This window comes from Maricaulis maris MCS10 (assembly GCF_000014745.1).
Classification (GTDB): domain Bacteria; phylum Pseudomonadota; class Alphaproteobacteria; order Caulobacterales; family Maricaulaceae; genus Maricaulis; species Maricaulis maris_A.
The window spans coordinates 1,300,426-1,318,041 of the sequence record NC_008347.1; the positions used below are offsets into that span (position 1 = coordinate 1,300,426).

Here is a 17,616-nt window from a genome sequence, read left to right on the forward strand (position 1 = left end):
CGCGCCTTGAGGCGCTGAGTCTCCGGTTGGCGCCGGATAGCGCTGACGCGCTTTCTGGGAAAATGGTGATGGAGTTCCGGGAGTGCGGGAGTCTCTGCGCGCCAGGCTTGGGGAATTGAAGACGCACCCCCCAAACCGAATTACCTTGCAAAAGACACAATCGCCCCCCATATAGCGGCTACTCGATCTTGAATGCCGAATCTTCTGGGGGCGATCTGTCGCCCCGCTGACGCTCTTCCTTTCAAATTTCGACACTCGGGTACTTTCCGGCACGCGGTCGGGCAGACCCATATCTACGTGACTGATTGAAAGGAAATCGTCATGGCTACTGGTACCGTAAAATTCTTCAACACCACCAAAGGTTTTGGCTTCATCCAGCCGGAAGATGGCTCCACGGACGTTTTCGTCCACATCTCTGCCGTTGAGCGCTCTGGCATGACCACGATCACCGAAGGCCAGAAGCTGTCCTTCGAAGTCGTTCAGGACAAGCGTTCGGGCAAGAACGCTGCCGAGAACCTTCAGGCTGTCTAAGCCATACTGCCAGTCCCGGGGCCGGATTGCCGCGCCCCGGACAGGCAATCAGAAAGGCCGGGCACTCGCCCGGCCTTTTTGTTTTTCCGGCCCATTTGCCCTATTGTCAGCGCCAAGGAGACATGCCCATGAGCGAACCCGTTTACAGTGACCTTCTGAAAGTGACCCCGGTGGCCCCGAAAACGCGGGCCGAAATCACCGACACCATGGTCCGCACCAAGCTGGACAAGGAAACCGACGAGCGGCAGGCCAAGATCCGCAAGCTGCGCCAGGCCCGTCTGGCGATGGAAGCCAAGGCCGCGGCTGCCGCAGCCAAGCCTGCTGCGCCGAAAAAGGTGCGGGCGAAGCCGCCGAAATTCGCCAATAAGAGCTAGTCATCCCTGACGGCCGATGCGGCCAGTCACCAAAGCGCGGTCAGACTTGATCGCAGGCGGCTCCTTGCGAAGTCGAGGAAGCTGCGCAGCTTGGCCGGCTGCACGCCGCGGCCGGCATGAACAAGATGCACAGGCAAGGGTGCCGGCTCGAATTCCTCCAGCAATACATGCAGTGACCCGTTCTTCACGGCGTCAGCGCATTGATAACTCAATACCCGGGTCACACCCACACCATCGCAGGCTGACCAGACCGCGGCATCGGCGCTGCTGACGGTGAGACGGGGCCGCGGCGCGCTGTCATGTGTCTGCCCGCCGGGGCCTGTGAAGGTCCAGCGGCCGGCCGGCGACAGGATGTCGAAGTGCACGCCGGGCAGGTCGGACAGGTCCTCCGGCGATTGCGGCTTTCCGTGGGCCGCCAGCAGAGCCGGACTGGCAACAACGACCGTCCGGATCGATCCGACTTTTGTCGCCACCATGGAGCTGTCCGGCAGCGGCCCGATCCGCACCGCCATGTCGATATGTTCGTCCATCAGGTGAAGATTGCGGTCGGACAGGACCAGGCGGACATCGATCCTGGGATAGGCCACAAGAAAGTCCCGGATCACCGGCAGGACCAGAAGGCGTCCAAAGGCCACCGGAGCGGTCATGATCAGCTCACCACGCGGCGAATGATATTCGCCGGCCGCTGCCCGTTCTGTCTCATCAATATCGTCCAGGATCCGCCGTGCGGCGGCGAGATAGGCCGTACCGGCATCAGTCAGGGCGAGCTTGCGGGTGGTTCGCGTCAGCAGTTTTGTACCGAGATGGGCTTCCAGCTCTGTAACCTGACGGCTGATCGTGGCCAGGGGGATGCCGAGGGCCCGGCTGGCACCGGAAAAACTCCCGCTGTCGACCACCTGCACGACAATGGACATGGCTTTGAGACGGTCCATTTTTATTCCATTTATTGGAAAAGAATTTCCCGATTATAGCCGATTATCATTCTTTGCGGAACGCCCATTTCTCCCCGGCAGAACGCGGTCCCGGACGGATCGCCCCAATCCCTGAAGGAGAAACCAATGTCCCGCCTGCCCATTCCAGATTTCGATTCCGCTCCCGCAGCCTCCAGGCCGATCCTGGAGGCCGTTCACAAACAGCTCGGTGTCGTGCCGAACATGTTCCGTCTGATTGCCACCAGCCCAGCCGCGCTGGAAGGCTATACCGGCAATAATGGCGCGCTCTGCAGGGCGCTGGATGTCAAGACCCGCGAGCGCATCGCCCTTGCCGTGGCCCAGGTCAATGGTTGTGACTATTGCCTGTCGGCCCACACCTATCTGGGTCTGAACCTTGCCAATCTCACGCCGGAAGAGGTTGCCCGCAACCGCACCGGGCGGTCCGGCGAAGCCAAGGCTGATGCCGCTGTCGGTTTCGCAGCAAAGGTGGTGCGCGAGCGCGGCCGCGTCAGCGAGAGCGACATCACCGGGTTGCGCGAGGCGGGCTATGCCGACGGCCAGATTGTCGAGATCGTCGCCCTGGCCGCCGAAAATGTCTTCACCAACCTGATCAACAACGTTGCCGAGACCGATATCGACTTCCCCGTCGTCACCGCGTCGCAGGCAGGCTGATCACGAGCGGGCAGGCCGTCCTGTCGGTCTGCCCGCCTCCCATTGGTCAAAAGGACTGGAGCGGCATCATGAGCTACCGATTTCCCGACATCGCCACCACAGCCAGCGTGCGGGCGGTCCGCGAAGACATGGGCAGTGCCCAAGTCTGGGAACGCTTCGAGGGAGACCGCGCGCCCGATAGCCTGACGCAGCACGAAACAGATTTCATAGCGGCGCGCGATCATTTCTATATGGCTTCGGTTTCGCAGTCGGGCTGGCCCTATGTCCAGCATCGTGGCGGACCGAGAGGTTTCCTGACCGTGTTGGATGCCGCCACACTGGCATTCGCGGACTATCGCGGAAATCGCCAATACATCTCCGTCGGCAATATGCGGGCCAATGCCCGTGTGGCCCTGATCCTGATGGACTATGCCAACCGCACACGCTTGAAGATATTCGCCACTGTCGAGCTTTTGCCGGTCGATGCCGAGAGCGATCTGGCCGGGCGTGTCCTCCCGCAGGATTATCGCGCCCGCACTGAGCGGATTGTGCTCCTGCATGTGGTGGCGTTCGACTGGAACTGTCCCCAGCACATCACGCAACGCTTCACTGAGGACGAGATCATCGAGACCATGCGTGATGTCAATGAGCGTCTGGTTGGACTGGAGGACGAGAATGCCCGTCTGCGCGGGGAGCTCGCGCTGGCTCGGAGCGGGGTGGCGAACCCGTGAAGGGGCCACGCCAGGCCAACCGCCTTTGGTGCTGGGAACCCAATCGGGATCGGATAGATTGCGACCGCAAAGTCACGTGGAGTCCAGAATGATCGATACCCTGCAGGCCCGTCTCGATGAGGTCGAGGCCCATGCCGCCCATCAGGACAAGGCCGTGGATGATCTCAACGCCGTCATTCTCGACCAGCGCGAGGAACTCGACCGGCTGACCCGTCGGGTCAATGTCATGCTGACCCGCCTCGAGGCGTTGGAAGCGGCTGCGCCGGGGCCGGAGGTGACCAAACCGCCGCACTATTGAGGCGGGCGCTTGTCGGCAAGCGCCGACCGGACTGCCGGAAGGATTCGGCGGCTGACGGGCACTCGTGCGCCGTTGGACAGGATCAGCTCGCCGGTGCCGCCGGCATCACGCTCCAGGGCCGAGACGAAGAGCGTGTTGACGACATGGGAGCGGTGGACCCGCAGGAAGGCCGGCGGCAATTCATTCTCCAGCCCGCCCAGCGTGCCGGAATAGAGCGATGTGCGGCCATCCTCGAAATGCAGCTCGACATAATCACCGGCGGCCTTGAGCTGGACGATCCGGTCGGTCGAGACATAGTCGACGCGACCGGCACTGACGAGCTGGATCTGGGCTGGCGCGGACTTCTGCCGGGCCTGGTCGAGGGCCGTTTGCAGTTTCAGTGCGCGGCGGGCTTCGAGCCGTCTCTGGCGGCGCTCGGCGACCAGGGATTGGGCCTGCTGGTACATGGCGAAGGCCAGCACTCCGGCGGCAGCGTAGAAATAGCCGACATCCAGAAAGTATGAGCCGACCTGGAACAGCACCAGAAGGAAGGCCGCGAAGGCTATGAGCAGGACCGCAGCGCCCTTGCGACGCTGGAATGTCCACAGCGCCGACCAGGCGAGGCCGGCCAGGGCGCAGCTGGTCAGGACTCCAACCGTTTTGCCGTCGAAGCCGGGCATCAGAATTACCACCGGGACGAGGGCGGTCAGGACAACCAGTATCCGGGCCAGTTTCGAGCGCCATCCCAGCGACGTCATCCGCTCGAGCAGGTAGGCAAGGATGCAGAGGCCGAACCCGGCGGCGCACAGCGTGATCAGGATCAGGCGGACATCCTGGAAAGGGTAGGGGTAGGCGACCAGTCCGCGGGCTGTTTCGACCAGCAGCTCGGTACCGCCAAACAGGGCCGCCGCCGCCAGCAGGGCCGATTGGGACCGGTCCTCATTGCGCCACGCCGTGACCCCGAAGAAAACCAGGCTGACCAGAAAGACGCCGAAAGTGATCAGGCTGGGCCAGTAGGCGGTTATGATGATCCGGGTGGGATCCTGAAAGCGGCCAAACAGGATTGCGTGGACCGGAGACACCAGCTCCAGCCAGCCGTGATGCGATGACATGCGGATGTCGACGATATTGTTGCCCTGATGCACCAGGGTGTGGGGCACGAACAGGCTGGCATCGATCCGCCCGGGCGTTTCCGAGCGTCGGTCATCGCCCGGCTGGCCATTGGTGCCGACTAGGCTTCCATTGATGAAGACCTCGCTGGACATCTTGCCCAGCACCATCAGCCCGAAGGGGCCGTCGCCGCGCAGATGCTCCGCCGCCAGCGGCAGGCGCATCCGGACCCACAGGTGAGCGCCCTGCGGGTCGAGTTCACGGATCGGCACGCTGCGGCATGTTGGCGAGGTGTAGTCGGGTGGTGCGGTGTCGTCATTGCGCGCCGGGCAGACGCGCACGTCCTCAAGGGCGACATGAACCTGCGGCTGGGCCAAGGCGTCGCCTCCGAAGGCGAGTGTCGAAACCAGGGCTGCGATCAGGATGAGGGCGGAGAGTATGGTCGGGCGGTGAGCGGTCATGCCGGGCAGATTAGCGGTTGTCTCGCGCATCGTCCCGCCGCTTGTCGGTCCCGGGCTGCCGTCGGTCGATTGGCGGGTGATTGCCAGGGATCGGGGCGTTTAGCTGTGCCTGTGCCGGGGGCATGAAACAGTGGAGCTTGTGCGATGAAACGACTGACAATGGCCCGGGCGGGTTTGCTGGCAGGGGCGATTTTTGCCTCAGTGACGGCTGCCGGCCTGGCGGCGCAGCCCGGCGGCGAGACCGCCATCGTCTTTGCCGCCCAGAGCGGCGACACGGCTGATGCCTTTCGCGGTGAATTCCAGGTGCCGGAAAACCGGGCCGACCCGGACAGCCGGATGATCACCATCAGCTATGTGCGGTTTCCGGCGACCGGCGAGAGCGCCGGACCTCCCATCATCTATCTCGCGGGCGGCCCTGGTGGCTCCGGATCCGGCACGGCCGAGCGTCAGCGTTTTCCGCTCTTCATGGCGATGCGCCAGCATGGCGATGTGATCGCCTTTGACCAGCGCGGCACCGGGCAGTCCCAACGGCCGCCGCGTTGTGTGAGCAGCCAGTCCGCCGACGACAGCGCGCGGGTCAGCGATGCCGGCATCATTGCCAGCCAGCGGGCGGCCCTGAGCGAGTGCCTGGCCTTCTGGGATAGCGAAGGCGTGGATGTGCTCGGCTATACGACCCGTGAAAGCGTCGCCGACCTGTCCGATCTTCGGGTTCATCTCGGTGCCGAGCGGATGTCGCTCTGGGGTATCTCTTATGGCAGCCACCTGGCACTCGCAGCCTTGAACGAAATTCCTGACGAGATTGACCGCGTCATCATCGCCAGCGCCGAAGGGCTCGACCAGACGGTCAAGCTGCCGGCCAGGACCGATGACTATATCGCGCGGCTGCAAGAGGCGGTGAACACCCAGCCCGCTGCTGCCGCACTCTATCCCGATATTGCCGGCCTGATGCGCCGCGTTCATGCGCAGCTGGAAGCCGAGCCGATCCTGATGCAGGTGCCACAGGCGGACGGGACGAGCCTGCCCTTCCTGCTGCAACGCCATCATCTCCAGCAATTTTCGTCCGGGCTGATCGCCGATCCGACCAATGCCGGCCTCCTGCCGGCGCTCTATGCCGGTGTGGAGAGGGGCGAGACCCAGCTGCCGATCGCGCTCCTGCAATATTTCTGGACGCCCGGCGAGGCGATCACGATGAGTGCGATGCCGACCGGCATGGACCTGGCGTCGGGCATCAGTGCCGACCGCCTGGTTCTCGTCGAACAGCAGGCTGAGACCTCGCTTCTGGGTGCCTATCTGAATTTTCCCATGCCGCAATTGAACAGGGCTGTCCCCGGCCTCGATCTGGGTCCGGACTTCCGTCGCGGGCCGACCGGCGACACGCCCGTGCTCCTGCTGACGGGAACGCTCGACGGGCGGACTTATCCGCAAAGCCAGCGCGAGGCGGTTGCCGGGCTGAGCGATGTCACCCAGGTCACGGTCGTCAATGCCGGGCATAATCTCTTCATGACGACCCCAGAGGTGGGCGAAGCGATGCATGCCTTCATGCGCGGGGAGCCGGTCGCGAGCGGGGAGATCGTGATCGAACTGCCGGACTTCCTCGCCAACCCGTTTGAAAGATAGGGCACCGGCGCCGCATGGTGCGACCCTGAACCGTCGTAAATGCCCCGGTCTGGACAGGCCGGGGCAATCGGTTCCACATCGATCCTGCGTTTTTCCCTGACCGCCGCATCCAAACCGCGTCGTGGCGGCGACACAGGAGCAAAGACCCGCTGAATGCCGGTGCATCCAGGGGCGTGGAACAGGAGATCGAGCCGATGGTCGAGCTTTTCGAGAGTTACTGGTGGTTGCTTTTCCCGCTGGCATTTTTTGTCGCGGCCGGTTGGGGCAGCTTCATGCGGTACAAGCGTACCCAGGCGAAGATCGACTTGCTGAAGACCTATGCCGCGTCCGGCAAGGAACCGCCGGCCGACCTGATCGCCAGCCTTGATGCCGCGGATGATGGCCGCCCGGACTGGTCCGATCTGGACCGCGGTTCCCGCGGTGAAGACTCAAACTACGGCACAGGCAGCAACGCCTTCCTGGTGATCCTGTTTGCCGGTTTTTCCGCTGTGTTTGCCTATGAGGGCTATAGCGGTCTGATCGGAATGGGTGAGGTCGCCTATTTCGTGGCGATGATCTTCGCGGTCCTGTCCTTCGCCTTCCTGGTGTCGGCCTTCTTCAAGGGCAAGAAATAGGCTGATCGATGAGTTCGCAACCGACGGACGCGGCGCTCGTCGCGGCGGCCCGCTCGGGCAATGATGCGGCCTATGCGCGGATCGTCGACCGGTATCAGGGGGCGATCCGCGCCTTCCTGCGCCGGTTGAGCCCCTATGATGCGGATGCCGATGATCTGGCGCAGGAGGTCTTCCTCGCGGGCTGGACCGAATTGCGCCGGCTGCGCCAGCCCGAGCGGTTGAAGACCTGGCTGTTCTCGATCGCCTGGCGCAAGGCCAAGGGCCAGGCCCGGACGATGGCCCGCTCGCGCCAGCGCGACCATGACTGGCAGGACTTGCGCCCGGACAGCGAGACACCCCAGACCGAGCGCGCCATCGCCCTGCGGCAGGCGCTGGCCCAGCTGCCGCCAGACCAACGCGCCGCCATCTCGCTCTGCCTGGGCGAGGGCTGGTCGCATGGCGATGCCGCAAACGTCTTGGAAATGCCGCTGGGGACTGTAAAATCACATGTATTGCGAGGGCGTGCGCGCCTCGCCGAAATCCTGGGAGTGGGTGATGGACAAGACTGATCCGCTTGCTGACTTCTTCGCCGCCGATGCGGCGCCGGGCAATGACCGGGACTTCCGGACCGGCGTCATGGAGCGGGTCGCCCGACGGCGCCTGCGCATCGAGCTGGTCCTGCGCCTGCTTGCGGGCTGCCTGCTGGTGCTCGGCCTGGCCCTGATCTCCCCGGCCTTGCAGATCGTTGCCGACACGCTGGGGCAGGAGATGTCCGCAGCGCTCCAGATCATCGCGATCGGGGGCGGGGTCGCCTTTCTCGGGCATGGCTGGGTGACGCGGACAATCCGGCTCCCGCGCATGCGCCTGTTCTGATGATAGCGGCCGCGTGCGGCATCCGGTTTTCATCCACGACTTCGCGATGAATCGCTTATAGTCGGCCAAAGTTCGGGGAGGCGTTGATGCTGGTTTTGACTGCGGGACTGGTCCTGTTTCTGGGTGTGCATTGCCTGCGCCTGGTACCGGGGCTGCGCGACACGTTGCAGGCCCGTCTTGGCGCAACGCCCTACAAGCTGACCTATACCGTGATCTCACTGATCGGCTTTGGCCTGATCATTTACGGCAAGGTTATCGCCCATCCGACCCCATCGATCTGGACAACACCGGGCTGGGGGCACCAGGCCGCGCTTTTCGCCGTCCCCGTCGGGATCATCCTTCTCACCTCCGCCTATGCGCCGGGCCATATCCGCCGCTGGGTGCGCCATCCTATGCTGGCCGGTGTCGTGGTCTGGTCCGGGGCGCATCTGCTGGCCAATGCCGAGGCGTCGGCGGTGTTGCTGTTCGGCAGTTTCTTCGTGTGGTCGCTTGTCACCTTCATCGCCGCTTGCCTTCGCGAGACCCCGCCACCCGTGGTGAAGGGCTGGGGCGGCGATCTGACAGCAATTGTGCTGGGTTTGATTGCAGCGCTTATCATATTGAATTTTCACATGTATCTGTTTGGCGTTGCGGTCATCGGATAGTTTCTGCATCTAAATACGGACTTCGCCGCATCTCATGGTCAAAGGCCGCGCGGTGCGGCTCACTACGGAGGTTGATATGGCGGAAGATGTACTTGTTCCCCTCGGTTTGTTCCTGATGGTTGTCGGGATTGTGTGGATTTCGGTGAATGCATCGACGCAAAAGCGAAAGTCCATTCTCAAAGTGGTCGAGGAAGGCATTCGCTCTGGTCAAACCATGACCCCGGAGACCATTCGGGCATTGGGCATGCCGCGCAAGAATAGCAATGGTGACCTGAAAGGGGGCCTGATCCTGATCGCTGTGGCCGCGGCATTCGCCGTGTTCGGCATGTCGATCGGCTCGGTTGCTGGCGAGGAGGATGTGTTCCGCATCATGGTTTCCATCGCGGCCTTCCCCGGCTTTATCGGTCTGGTTCTCGTCGGCTTCGGCCTGCTGGGACGCAAGAAAGAGGGCTCCGAGTAATCGGAGCGGGCTGATGAAGGCGTCGGACGAAGAACTCACAGCCCTGGTGGTCGCCACGAAAAACCCGGCGGCCTTCGGGGAGCTGGTCCGGCGCCATCAGGGCCTGGTTCGGGGCATGCTGAACCGCATGTGCCGCAATCACGCCCTCGCCGACGATCTCGCCCAGGACGCTTTCATCCGGGCCTTTGAGAAGATCGGCAGCTTCAAGGGCACAGGCTCGTTCAAGTCCTGGCTGTGCTCGATTGCCTACACCCAGTTCCTGATGTCGGCGCGCAAGCGCAAGGCGACTGAGCGGGTGCTGGAGAAGTACAAGGCCGATGTCGAGGAAAGTGAAGCCCCGCGCGACATGGGCAATGTGGTTGATCTCGATCGCGGGCTCGCCACATTGAAGGAAGACGAACGGATCGCGGTGGTGTTGTGTTATTCATGCGGTATGTCGCATTCGGAAGCTGCTGAGGCGACCGGCATGCCGCTGGGAACGGTCAAGTCGCACGTCAATCGCGGCCGGGCCAAATTGCAGGCGTTCTTTGCGGACGCGGAGGTTATGGTGTCATGACCATGGATGATGCATTCGATGCACGGCTCAAGGCCGCCTTCGCCCAGGCAGCCGAGCCGCTGGAAACAGAAACCGAGGCCGACCGCTTCTCGCAGCGTGTGATCAAGCAATTGGCCAATCCCGATCGCAAGCGGATCCTGCTTCTGGGCGGGGCCGGTTCGACCGGGTCGGCGATTGCCGGCACCCAGCTGGAAGGTCTGCTCGGCCAGGTGCAAATCCCGGCTGAAGGCTTGCTGTCCAATGTCGGCTTCCTGATGGGGCCGGAAGTGTTGGCGGCTGGAGCGATGGCGCTCGCTGTCGGCATGGTCGCGATGGTACTGCCGCGGCGGCTGGCCTGAGGCTTTTGCAGCGCAGCATGCTGCGCTAGGGTCCGGCCACCTGTCGTGAAAAAGGCCATCCGCCATGTCTGCCCAGTCAAAGTCCCCGACCAAGGCCCGCCGTATCACCGCCCCGGATATCCGTGCCCGCAAGGGCGGAGAGCCACTTGTCTGCCTGACCGCCTATGACGCGCCGATGGCGCGCATCCTCGATCCCCATTGCGATCTTTTGCTGGTCGGCGACAGTGTCGGCATGGTGGTGCACGGGCTGGACAGTACGGTCGGTGTGACGCTGGACATGATGATCCTGCACGGACAGGCCGTGATGCGCGGCGCCCGTCAGGCACTGGTCGCGGTCGACATGCCGTTTGGCAGCTATGAGCAGTCACCCGAGCAGGCCTTTGCCAATGCCGCACGCGTGATGGCCGAGACCGGCTGTCAGGCGATCAAGATCGAGAGCGGCACCTATGCCGCCGACACGATCCGTTTCATGGCGGCCCGCTCGATCCCGGTGATCGGCCATATCGGATTGCGTCCCCAGGCGGCCCTCGCCGATGGCGGGTTCAGGGCCAAGGGGCGGACCCAGGCCGAGCGCCAGCGCGTGATCGATGAGGCCCTGGCGACGGCCGAGGCCGGTGCCTTCGCGATCGTCATTGAGGGCGTGGCCGAGGACCTGGCGCGTGAAATCACCGAGACAGTGGATGTCCCCACCATCGGAATCGGCGCTTCAGCCGCCTGTGACGGGCAGATCCTGGTCACCCAGGACATGCTGGGCGTGTTCGACTGGACGCCGAAATTCGTCAAGCGCTATGACAATATGGCCGAGCGTACCGATGCCGCCGTGGCGCAATTTGCCAGCGATGTCCGCGATCGCAGCTTTCCCTCGCAGCGCGAGGTCTACACCATGAAGCGTTCGGACGGCTGACCTCTGTTGCCGCAGGGGGGCAGTGACGCTAGGGTCCGCGGCACATTGATTGGAATTACGGAGCCGCTTCGACGTGGTCGATATTTTTGAAGAAGTCGACGAAGAACTTCGCCGGGACAAGTATCAGGATTTGTTGCGTCAATGGGGCCCTTGGGCTCTGGGCGCGGCCTTGGCGGTGATCGCCGGATCCGTGGCCTGGCAGAGCTTCGATGCCTGGCAGACCGGCGGCCGCCAAACGGCCTCCGATGCCTTTATCGCGGCGATGACGCATTCCGAGTCAGGCGAGCTGGCGCTGGCCGCGGCCGGACTGGAAACGCTCGCCGAGAATGGCACGCCCGGTTACGTGTCGCTGGCGCTGATCCAGCGCGGCAATGTCGCGATCGAGCAGGGTGACAATGCGGCCGCGACCGGGTTCTTCGAACAGGCCGCAGCGCAAGCAAGCGATCCGCTTCTGCGTGACATGGCTGAAATCCGGGCCGTTTGGTCATCCTGGGACAGCCTGTCGTTTTCCGATATCGATCTGCGTCTGAGCCGCCTGGTCAATGCGGACTCGCCCTATCGCCATATCGCTCGCGAAACGATCGCGGCCGCGGCCCTGCGTGCAGACAATATCGAGCGGGCACGGACCCAGTACCAATTCCTGTCCTTCTCCAGCGACGCGCCGGCCGGAGTGCAGCGCCGCGCCCAGGAAGCGATGGCGCTGATCGCCCAGCGCATGGCTCTGGCAGAGCCTGCCGCCGACGAGGCGACCACTGACGACGCAGTGACGGGAGCTGATCCGTCAGCGCCGGTCGACGGCGCGGCGGAAACCGCCGCCGAAGAAGAAACCACCGATGCCGGGGATTCAGGCGATGATTGATGTAAAGCGTATCCGCACCCTTCTTGGTGTGGCCCTGATTGCCCCGCTGGCGGCTTGCTCGTCTGTTCCCAACCCGCTCGACATGATCCCTGGCCGTGGCAATGACAGTGATTCCGAGCGGCTGAATGGTGATGCGCCGACCGATGGCCGCGTCTCCATCCTCAATTTCGAACAGGGTCTGAACCTCGACAATGATGGCGAGGCGCGGGTCGTCGACCTGCCGCCGGCCTATGTCAACACGGTCTGGCCCCAGCCGGGTGGCTATCCGACCAATGCCGTCCAGCACACCCAGGCCAGCGGATCGCTTGCCATCGCCTGGCGTGAAGGTTTCGGCAATGGCTCCGACAATGACCGCCGCCTGAATGCCCGCCCGGTCGTGGCCGGTGATAATGTTTATGCCATCGACGCGCGCGGCGAAGTGGTCGCGATGAACGCCAACACCGGATCGGTTGTCTGGCGACACCGGATCGAAGCGTCCGAACGCTATGACCGGATGTCATTCGGTGGCGGCATCGCCTTCGATGGCGGACGTCTTTATGTGCACACAGGCCTGAATTTCTTCGTCGCCCTTGATGCCGGCTCGGGCTCGGAGATCTGGCGCTCCTCGACACTCGTGCCCTTCCATGGTTCGCCGACGGTCGCCGATGGCCGGGTCTTTGTGTCCAGCGATGACAATGAATTGCTGGCGCTCGATACCGATAGTGGCCAGGTGCTGTGGACCTATCAGGGCATTGTTGAATCGGCCCGTCTTCTGACCGCACCAAGCCCGGCCGTGCTGGGCGATATCGTCGTGGCGCCTTTCGCCTCGGGCGAGCTGATCGCCCTGCGCGTCCAGAACGGCAACCCGATCTGGCAGGACAGCCTGACGCGCGCCGGTGGCCTGACCGCCATGTCCGAGATCAATGATGTCGCCGGCAGCCCGGTCGTGGTCGACAATACCGTCTACGCCATGAGCCATTCCGGTCTGCTCGCCGCGATTTCGCTGCGTACCGGCGAACGCCTGTGGAGCCAGCCGGCCGGTGGGCTGCATGCGCCGTGGGTTGCGGGAGACTTCCTCTTCATCACGACCAGTGAAGCCGAGATCGTCTGCATCAACCGGCTTGACGGTGAGGTCTACTGGATCACCCAATTGCCGCTGTTCGAAAATGCGCGCGAACGCAAGAATCGCCTGGCCTGGACCGGTCCGGTCATGGCCGGTGGACGCCTCGTTGTGGCCTCCAGCCGGGGTGACATGACGGTGCTGAATGCCTTCGATGGCAGCGTGGTTTCGGAACGTGATCTGCCGGGTGATGTGTTTGTCCCCCCTGTCATTGCCAATGAAACCGTATATGTCGTCACCGATGACGCGCGGATGATCGCGCTCCGCTAGGCGCAAATGCATGACTGCTCACTTACCCCGCATCGCCGTCGTTGGACGGCCCAATGTGGGAAAATCGACACTTTTCAATCGATTGGCCGGAAAACCACTGGCCATTGTCGATGACCGGCCGGGTGTAACCCGCGACCGCCGCGAGGCGCGTGGGCGTTTGGGTGATCTGCCCTTATTGCTGATCGACACCGCCGGTTATGATGATTCCGAGAAAGACGGCCTGGATGCGGAGATGCGCACCCAGACTGAAATGGCCATCCATGATGCCGATCTCTGTCTGCTGCTGATCGATGCGCGGGCCGGGGTCACACCCCTTGATGTCGTCTTTGCCGATGTGATCCGCCGCTCGGGAAAACCGGTCCTGCTGCTGGCCAACAAGTGCGAAGGCAAGGCGGGCGAAAGCGGCCTGATCGACGCGTTCGAACTGGGCATGGGCGAACCGATCGCTTTCTCCGCCGCCCATGGCGCCGGCATTGGCGATCTTTATGACGCGGTGGTCCACACGCTTGGTCCGATGGCCAAGGCGGCCCGTCGCGGCAGCAAGGATGATGGCGACCCGCCATTGCGCATCGCCGTCATCGGTCGTCCGAATGCCGGCAAATCGACCCTGATCAACACGCTGATCGGCGAGGAACGCCTGATTACCGGGCCCGAAGCCGGGATCACCCGGGACGCGATTTCGGTCGACTGGGTCTGGGATGGGCGACGGGTGCGGTTGCATGATACCGCCGGCCTGCGCAAGCGCGGCAAGGTGGCGGACCGGCTCGAGCGCATGAGCGCCGCCGACACGCTGCGCGCCGTCAAGTTCGCCGAAGTGGTGCTGCTGCTGATGGATGCCGAGCATCCGCTTGAGAAACAGGACCTGCACCTGGCCGACATGGCCTACAAGGAAGGTCGAGCGGTCGCGATCGCCGTGTCCAAGATGGACCTCGTGCCCAATCGCGAAGCCTATCTCAAGGAAATCCGGCTCGAGTTCGAGCGTCTGCTGCCACAGATGACCGGTGCGCCCGTATTGCCGATGTCGGCCCTGAAGAAAAAGGGTCTCGACGCGATCATGCCGACCCTGGCCAAGCTGCACGAAAACTGGGACGCCAAGGTCAAGACCCGCGATCTCAATGACTGGCTGCACGAGATGACCGAGCGTCATCCACCGCCCGCCGTCAATGGCCGCCGCATCAAGCCGCGCTACATGACCCAGACCAAGGGCCGTCCGCCGACCTTCGTGCTGATGTGCTCGCGCGCCTCGGATCTGCCGGAAAGCTACAAGCGCTATCTGGTCAATGGACTGCGCGAAGCCTTTGACCTGCCCGGCGTGCCGATCCGTCTGATCGTCAAGGCTGGCAAGAACCCCTATGTCGATGGCGATCGCGGTGGCAGCGGCACGGGCGAGAAGGCGGGCAAGCCGTCGCATCCGAACCGGACTCCGGGGCGCCCCAAAGGTCAGCGCCCATCGATTGGTCGGGCCGCGGCGCGCAAACCCTAGGGTTTGCTAGCCGTCAAATTTGACGGTTTCACCATTGCGCGTGCAATCCGGGCTCACCAGCTCGGCAATCGTCGGCCACAGGGCGGACGGCTCCGGCAGCGTGTCCGGATTTTCGCCGGGGAAGGCCTTGGACCGCATCTGTGTGCGCAGCGCGCCGGGGTAGACCGTGTTGATGCGGATGTTCGGATTGTTGACGTGTTCATTGGCCCAGCTCTCGACCAGCGCGTCGAGGGCGGCCTTGGACGCCGCATAGGGCGCCCAGAAGGCGCGGCGCGAACTGGCGGCACCCGAGGATATGAAAACGGCCCGACCGGCGTCAGAGGCCAGCAGAAGCGGCTCGAAGGCCCGGATCATGCGGGCCGGAGCCATCAGGTTGACGCCAATCACATCATGCCAGGTCTTGGATTTGACCTGTGAGGCTGGGGTCAGGACGCCGAGAGAGCCGGCATTGGCAAGCAGGATGTCCAGTTTTTCCCAGCGCTCGGTGATCACGCCGCCCAGCTTTTCGATCCCGTCCGGGCTCATCAGGTCGAGCGGCACGATGGTGCAGCTGCCGCCGGCTTTCACGATATCATCGTCCAGCTCTTCGAGACCGCCCGTTGTGCGAGCCGTGGCGATGACATGGGCACCGGCCTTGGCCAATTCGAGCGCCATGGCGCGGCCAATACCGCGCGACGCCCCGCTGACGAGAGCGAGGCGGCCGTCAAGATCTGTCTGGGTCATGCGTCCACCAGGAAGGAAAGCTGGAATTCCTTGGCCGAAAGATCACGGTCGTGATCGGCCAGCAGGGTCGGGTATTCACCCGTGAAATAATGGTCTGCGAGCTGGGGCAGCTTGTCATTGCGCGGCGCGCCGATGACAGCCTGGTAAAGGCCATTCACCGTCAGGAAGCCAAGGCTGTCGGCCTCCAGCTTGGTGGCCATGTCCTCGACGGACATGTTGGCAGCGATCAGCTCGTCACGGCCGGCCATGTCGATACCGTAAAAATCGGGGTGTTTGATGGGTGGGCAGGCCGAGCGGAAATGGACTTCCACGGCACCGGCTTCGCGCATCATGCGGACAATCTTCAGGGAGGTCGTTCCGCGCACGATCGAATCGTCGATCAAAAGCACGCGCTTGCCCTTGACCACAGCCGCATTGGCCGCGTGCTTGCGACGCACAGACAGGTCGCGCCGGTCCTGGGTCGGCTGGATGAAGGTGCGTCCGACAAAGTGCGAGCGGATGATACCGAGCTCGAACGGGATACCGGAGGCTTCGGAAAAACCGATCGCTGCGGGCACACCGCTATCGGGGACGGGGATGATGACGTCGACATCGGCCGGTGTCTCCAGCGCCAGCTGGCGCCCCATCTCCTTGCGGGCTTCGTAGACACTGCGGCCCTCGATCACTGAATCCGGGCGGGCAAAGTAAATGTATTCGAAGGCGCAGATCTGGGCCGGGCGCGCCGGCGAGAAACGCTCCGAGCGCAATCCGTCCTCATTGACCACAACCGCTTCGCCGGGCTCGATTTCGCGTTCGAACTTGGCACCGACCATGTCGAGCGCACAGGTTTCCGACGCGAACACATAGGCGTCACCCAAGCGGCCCATGACCAGCGGTCGAATGCCGAACGGGTCGCGGGCGACGATCAGCCGGTCATTGACGACAGCGACGAAGGCGAAGGCGCCCTGGACCTGTTTGAGCGCCGACAGCACCCGATTGGTCAGCTTGCTCTTCTTCGACAGGGCGGCGAGATGCAGCACCACCTCACTGTCGGAGGTCGACTGGAAAATCTGGCCGTGATTGACCAGTTCTTCGCGCAGGACGCGGGCATTGGTCAGATTGCCGTTGTGGGCGAGGGCGATGCCGCCGCCTCGGACGTCGGCGAACAGAGGCTGCACATTGCGCAGCACCGAGGCGCCCTGGGTGGAATAGCGCGCATGGCCGATGGCGACGCGGCCGGGCAGGCGTTGCGGCATGTCGGGTGAGGTGAAGTTCTCACCGACGAGGCCGAGATAGCGTTCAATATGAAAACGCGACCCGTCATGGGTCGCGATACCGCAAGCTTCCTGGCCTCGATGCTGCAGCGCATGGAGGCCGAGCGCGGTCAGGATGGAGGCGTCGTCTGCGCCATATACGGCGAACACGCCGCATTCTTCCTGAGGGCGATCACTCTCCGGATCGTAGGTCAGTGTGGCGGGAATGGCGCTGTGGTCGCTCATCCATCGTCTTCCTGGTCATCCGTGGTCGAACCGATGAGGTCATCTAGTCGGTTTCGGTCGCGTCTGCCATAGGACGTGTCATTATTTCTTATTGTTTCTGCAATCGGGTCGTCGCGACCGCCAGGCAGTGGCGCGGTCGATCCAATGCGCGAGCTCTCCGGGGCCAGGGTTTGCAGGGCCCGCGCTGTCGCGTTGACCAGCGGGTATATGCGCGCCTGGGTAATGCTCGCCGGCGGCCGGCCGTCAACGCCGAAAGTGGCGGCCATGAAGATCACGCCCAGACCCAGCAGGACCAGCCCGCGCAAAAGGCCGAAAGCAAAGCCCAGCGTCCGATCGACGACATTGACGTCTTCGCCCTTGGCGAGCCCCCGCGAGAGCGAGCTCGTCACGAAGGTCACGGCCAGATAGATGACGATGAAGACGATGGCGCCGATGGCCAGCGGGGCCAGCCAGTCCGGATCGATCAGGTCGCGGGCCGGGCCGATGAAGGCGGGCAGGGCCCACAAGGTTGCCAGCGAGGCCGCAACGAAAGCCGTGACCGACAGGGCCTCGCGGACGAAACCGCGCACCAGGGCCAAAAGACCCGAGGCCAGAAGTATGGTCAGACCAATGCCGTCAAAGGCAGTAAGCGTTGAATCCATCGCCGCGACAC

At 63.5% G+C, this 17,616-nt stretch carries 22 protein-coding genes; 17 read left to right on the plus strand and 5 right to left on the minus strand.

All coding sequences use genetic code 11. The features are described 5' to 3' along the window. The first annotated feature begins 321 nt into the window (after positions 1-321). Positions 322-531: a cold-shock protein gene (locus MMAR10_RS06175; RefSeq protein WP_011643125.1), complete on the plus strand. Its 210-nt coding sequence runs from the start codon at positions 322-324 to the stop codon at positions 529-531. Between the two features lie 128 nt (positions 532-659). Continuing rightward, complete coding sequence (locus MMAR10_RS06180) at positions 660-905, plus strand: hypothetical protein (protein ID WP_011643126.1); 246 nt, start codon at positions 660-662, stop codon at positions 903-905. 26 nt (positions 906-931) lie between these two features. Here MMAR10_RS06180 and MMAR10_RS06185 read toward each other — a convergent pair whose 3' ends face one another. After that, a complete protein-coding gene (locus MMAR10_RS06185) occupies positions 932-1,837 on the minus strand; it encodes a LysR family transcriptional regulator (protein WP_011643127.1) in 906 nt (301 codons plus the stop codon). 126 nt (positions 1,838-1,963) lie between these two features. On the opposite strand from MMAR10_RS06185, the gene MMAR10_RS06190 reads away from it, so the two are divergent. The 3 genes from MMAR10_RS06190 to MMAR10_RS17040 all read left to right on the plus strand — a co-directional run bounded on the left by MMAR10_RS06190 (position 1,964) and on the right by MMAR10_RS17040 (position 3,517). Next, entirely contained in the window at positions 1,964-2,509 is a 546-nt protein-coding gene (locus tag MMAR10_RS06190; RefSeq protein WP_011643128.1) for a carboxymuconolactone decarboxylase family protein, read from the plus strand. 68 nt (positions 2,510-2,577) lie between these two features. Beyond that, positions 2,578-3,219: a pyridoxamine 5'-phosphate oxidase family protein gene (locus MMAR10_RS06195; protein ID WP_011643129.1), complete on the plus strand. Its 642-nt coding sequence runs from the start codon at positions 2,578-2,580 to the stop codon at positions 3,217-3,219. Between the two features lie 88 nt (positions 3,220-3,307). Next, a complete protein-coding gene (locus MMAR10_RS17040; RefSeq protein WP_011643130.1) occupies positions 3,308-3,517 on the plus strand; it encodes a SlyX family protein in 210 nt (69 codons plus the stop codon). Here the strand turns inward: MMAR10_RS17040 and MMAR10_RS16110 are convergent. Next, positions 3,511-5,097: a LytTR family DNA-binding domain-containing protein gene (locus tag MMAR10_RS16110; protein WP_049755675.1), complete on the minus strand. Its 1,587-nt coding sequence runs from the start codon at positions 5,095-5,097 to the stop codon at positions 3,511-3,513. The two genes, MMAR10_RS17040 and MMAR10_RS16110, sit on opposite strands and share 7 nt — an antisense overlap. A 114-nt stretch (positions 5,098-5,211) precedes the next feature. Between MMAR10_RS16110 and MMAR10_RS06210 the strand changes: the two genes are divergently transcribed. The 12 genes from MMAR10_RS06210 to der all read left to right on the plus strand — a co-directional run bounded on the left by MMAR10_RS06210 (position 5,212) and on the right by der (position 14,763). Further along, complete coding sequence (locus MMAR10_RS06210; protein ID WP_011643132.1) at positions 5,212-6,684, plus strand: alpha/beta hydrolase; 1,473 nt, start codon at positions 5,212-5,214, stop codon at positions 6,682-6,684. 194 nt (positions 6,685-6,878) lie between these two features. Next, positions 6,879-7,298, plus strand: coding sequence for a hypothetical protein (locus tag MMAR10_RS06215; protein ID WP_011643133.1), 420 nt, complete (start codon positions 6,879-6,881; stop codon positions 7,296-7,298). An 8-nt stretch (positions 7,299-7,306) separates the two neighbouring features. Continuing rightward, entirely contained in the window at positions 7,307-7,846 is a 540-nt protein-coding gene (locus MMAR10_RS06220; RefSeq protein WP_011643134.1) for an RNA polymerase sigma factor, read from the plus strand. Beyond that, positions 7,833-8,150 (plus strand): hypothetical protein, encoded by a 318-nt coding sequence (locus tag MMAR10_RS06225; RefSeq protein ID WP_011643135.1) that lies wholly within the window; start codon positions 7,833-7,835, stop codon positions 8,148-8,150. The genes MMAR10_RS06220 and MMAR10_RS06225 overlap by 14 nt, the downstream gene beginning before the upstream one ends. 86 nt (positions 8,151-8,236) lie before the next feature. Then, positions 8,237-8,794 (plus strand): NnrU family protein, encoded by a 558-nt coding sequence (locus MMAR10_RS06230; protein WP_011643136.1) that lies wholly within the window; start codon positions 8,237-8,239, stop codon positions 8,792-8,794. A 34-nt stretch (positions 8,795-8,828) separates the two neighbouring features. Beyond that, positions 8,829-9,254, plus strand: coding sequence for a DUF6249 domain-containing protein (locus MMAR10_RS06235; protein ID WP_233353875.1), 426 nt, complete (start codon positions 8,829-8,831; stop codon positions 9,252-9,254). A gap of 13 nt (positions 9,255-9,267) precedes the next feature. Continuing rightward, positions 9,268-9,810: an RNA polymerase sigma factor gene (locus MMAR10_RS06240; protein WP_011643138.1), complete on the plus strand. Its 543-nt coding sequence runs from the start codon at positions 9,268-9,270 to the stop codon at positions 9,808-9,810. Next, positions 9,807-10,148, plus strand: coding sequence for a hypothetical protein (locus MMAR10_RS06245; protein ID WP_011643139.1), 342 nt, complete (start codon positions 9,807-9,809; stop codon positions 10,146-10,148). Before MMAR10_RS06240 ends, MMAR10_RS06245 begins: the two co-directional genes overlap by 4 nt. A 64-nt stretch (positions 10,149-10,212) precedes the next feature. After that, on the plus strand, positions 10,213-11,052 hold the full coding sequence (gene panB, locus MMAR10_RS06250; protein WP_011643140.1) for a 3-methyl-2-oxobutanoate hydroxymethyltransferase: 840 nt from the start codon (positions 10,213-10,215) through the stop codon (positions 11,050-11,052). 73 nt (positions 11,053-11,125) lie between these two features. Next, positions 11,126-11,911 (plus strand): tetratricopeptide repeat protein, encoded by a 786-nt coding sequence (locus MMAR10_RS06255; protein WP_011643141.1) that lies wholly within the window; start codon positions 11,126-11,128, stop codon positions 11,909-11,911. After that, positions 11,904-13,280, plus strand: coding sequence for a PQQ-binding-like beta-propeller repeat protein (locus MMAR10_RS06260; protein ID WP_011643142.1), 1,377 nt, complete (start codon positions 11,904-11,906; stop codon positions 13,278-13,280). Before MMAR10_RS06255 ends, MMAR10_RS06260 begins: the two co-directional genes overlap by 8 nt. 10 nt (positions 13,281-13,290) lie before the next feature. Beyond that, positions 13,291-14,763 (plus strand): ribosome biogenesis GTPase Der, encoded by a 1,473-nt coding sequence (der, locus tag MMAR10_RS06265; RefSeq protein WP_011643143.1) that lies wholly within the window; start codon positions 13,291-13,293, stop codon positions 14,761-14,763. 6 nt (positions 14,764-14,769) lie between these two features. Here the strand turns inward: der and MMAR10_RS06270 are convergent, their stop codons facing one another. Genes MMAR10_RS06270 through MMAR10_RS06280 form a run of 3 tightly spaced genes read right to left on the minus strand, consistent with a single transcriptional unit; the run spans position 14,770 to position 17,605 of the window. Further along, entirely contained in the window at positions 14,770-15,486 is a 717-nt protein-coding gene (locus tag MMAR10_RS06270) for an SDR family NAD(P)-dependent oxidoreductase (RefSeq protein ID WP_011643144.1), read from the minus strand. Then, positions 15,483-16,964 (minus strand): amidophosphoribosyltransferase, encoded by a 1,482-nt coding sequence (gene purF, locus MMAR10_RS06275; protein WP_011643145.1) that lies wholly within the window; start codon positions 16,962-16,964, stop codon positions 15,483-15,485. The genes MMAR10_RS06270 and purF overlap by 4 nt, the downstream gene beginning before the upstream one ends. Then, the gene (locus MMAR10_RS06280; protein ID WP_011643146.1) at positions 16,961-17,605 is read right to left on the minus strand and encodes a CvpA family protein; all 645 of its coding nucleotides are present in this window, start codon (positions 17,603-17,605) and stop codon (positions 16,961-16,963) included. Before MMAR10_RS06280 ends, purF begins: the two co-directional genes overlap by 4 nt. Between the last annotated feature and the right edge of the window lie 11 nt (positions 17,606-17,616).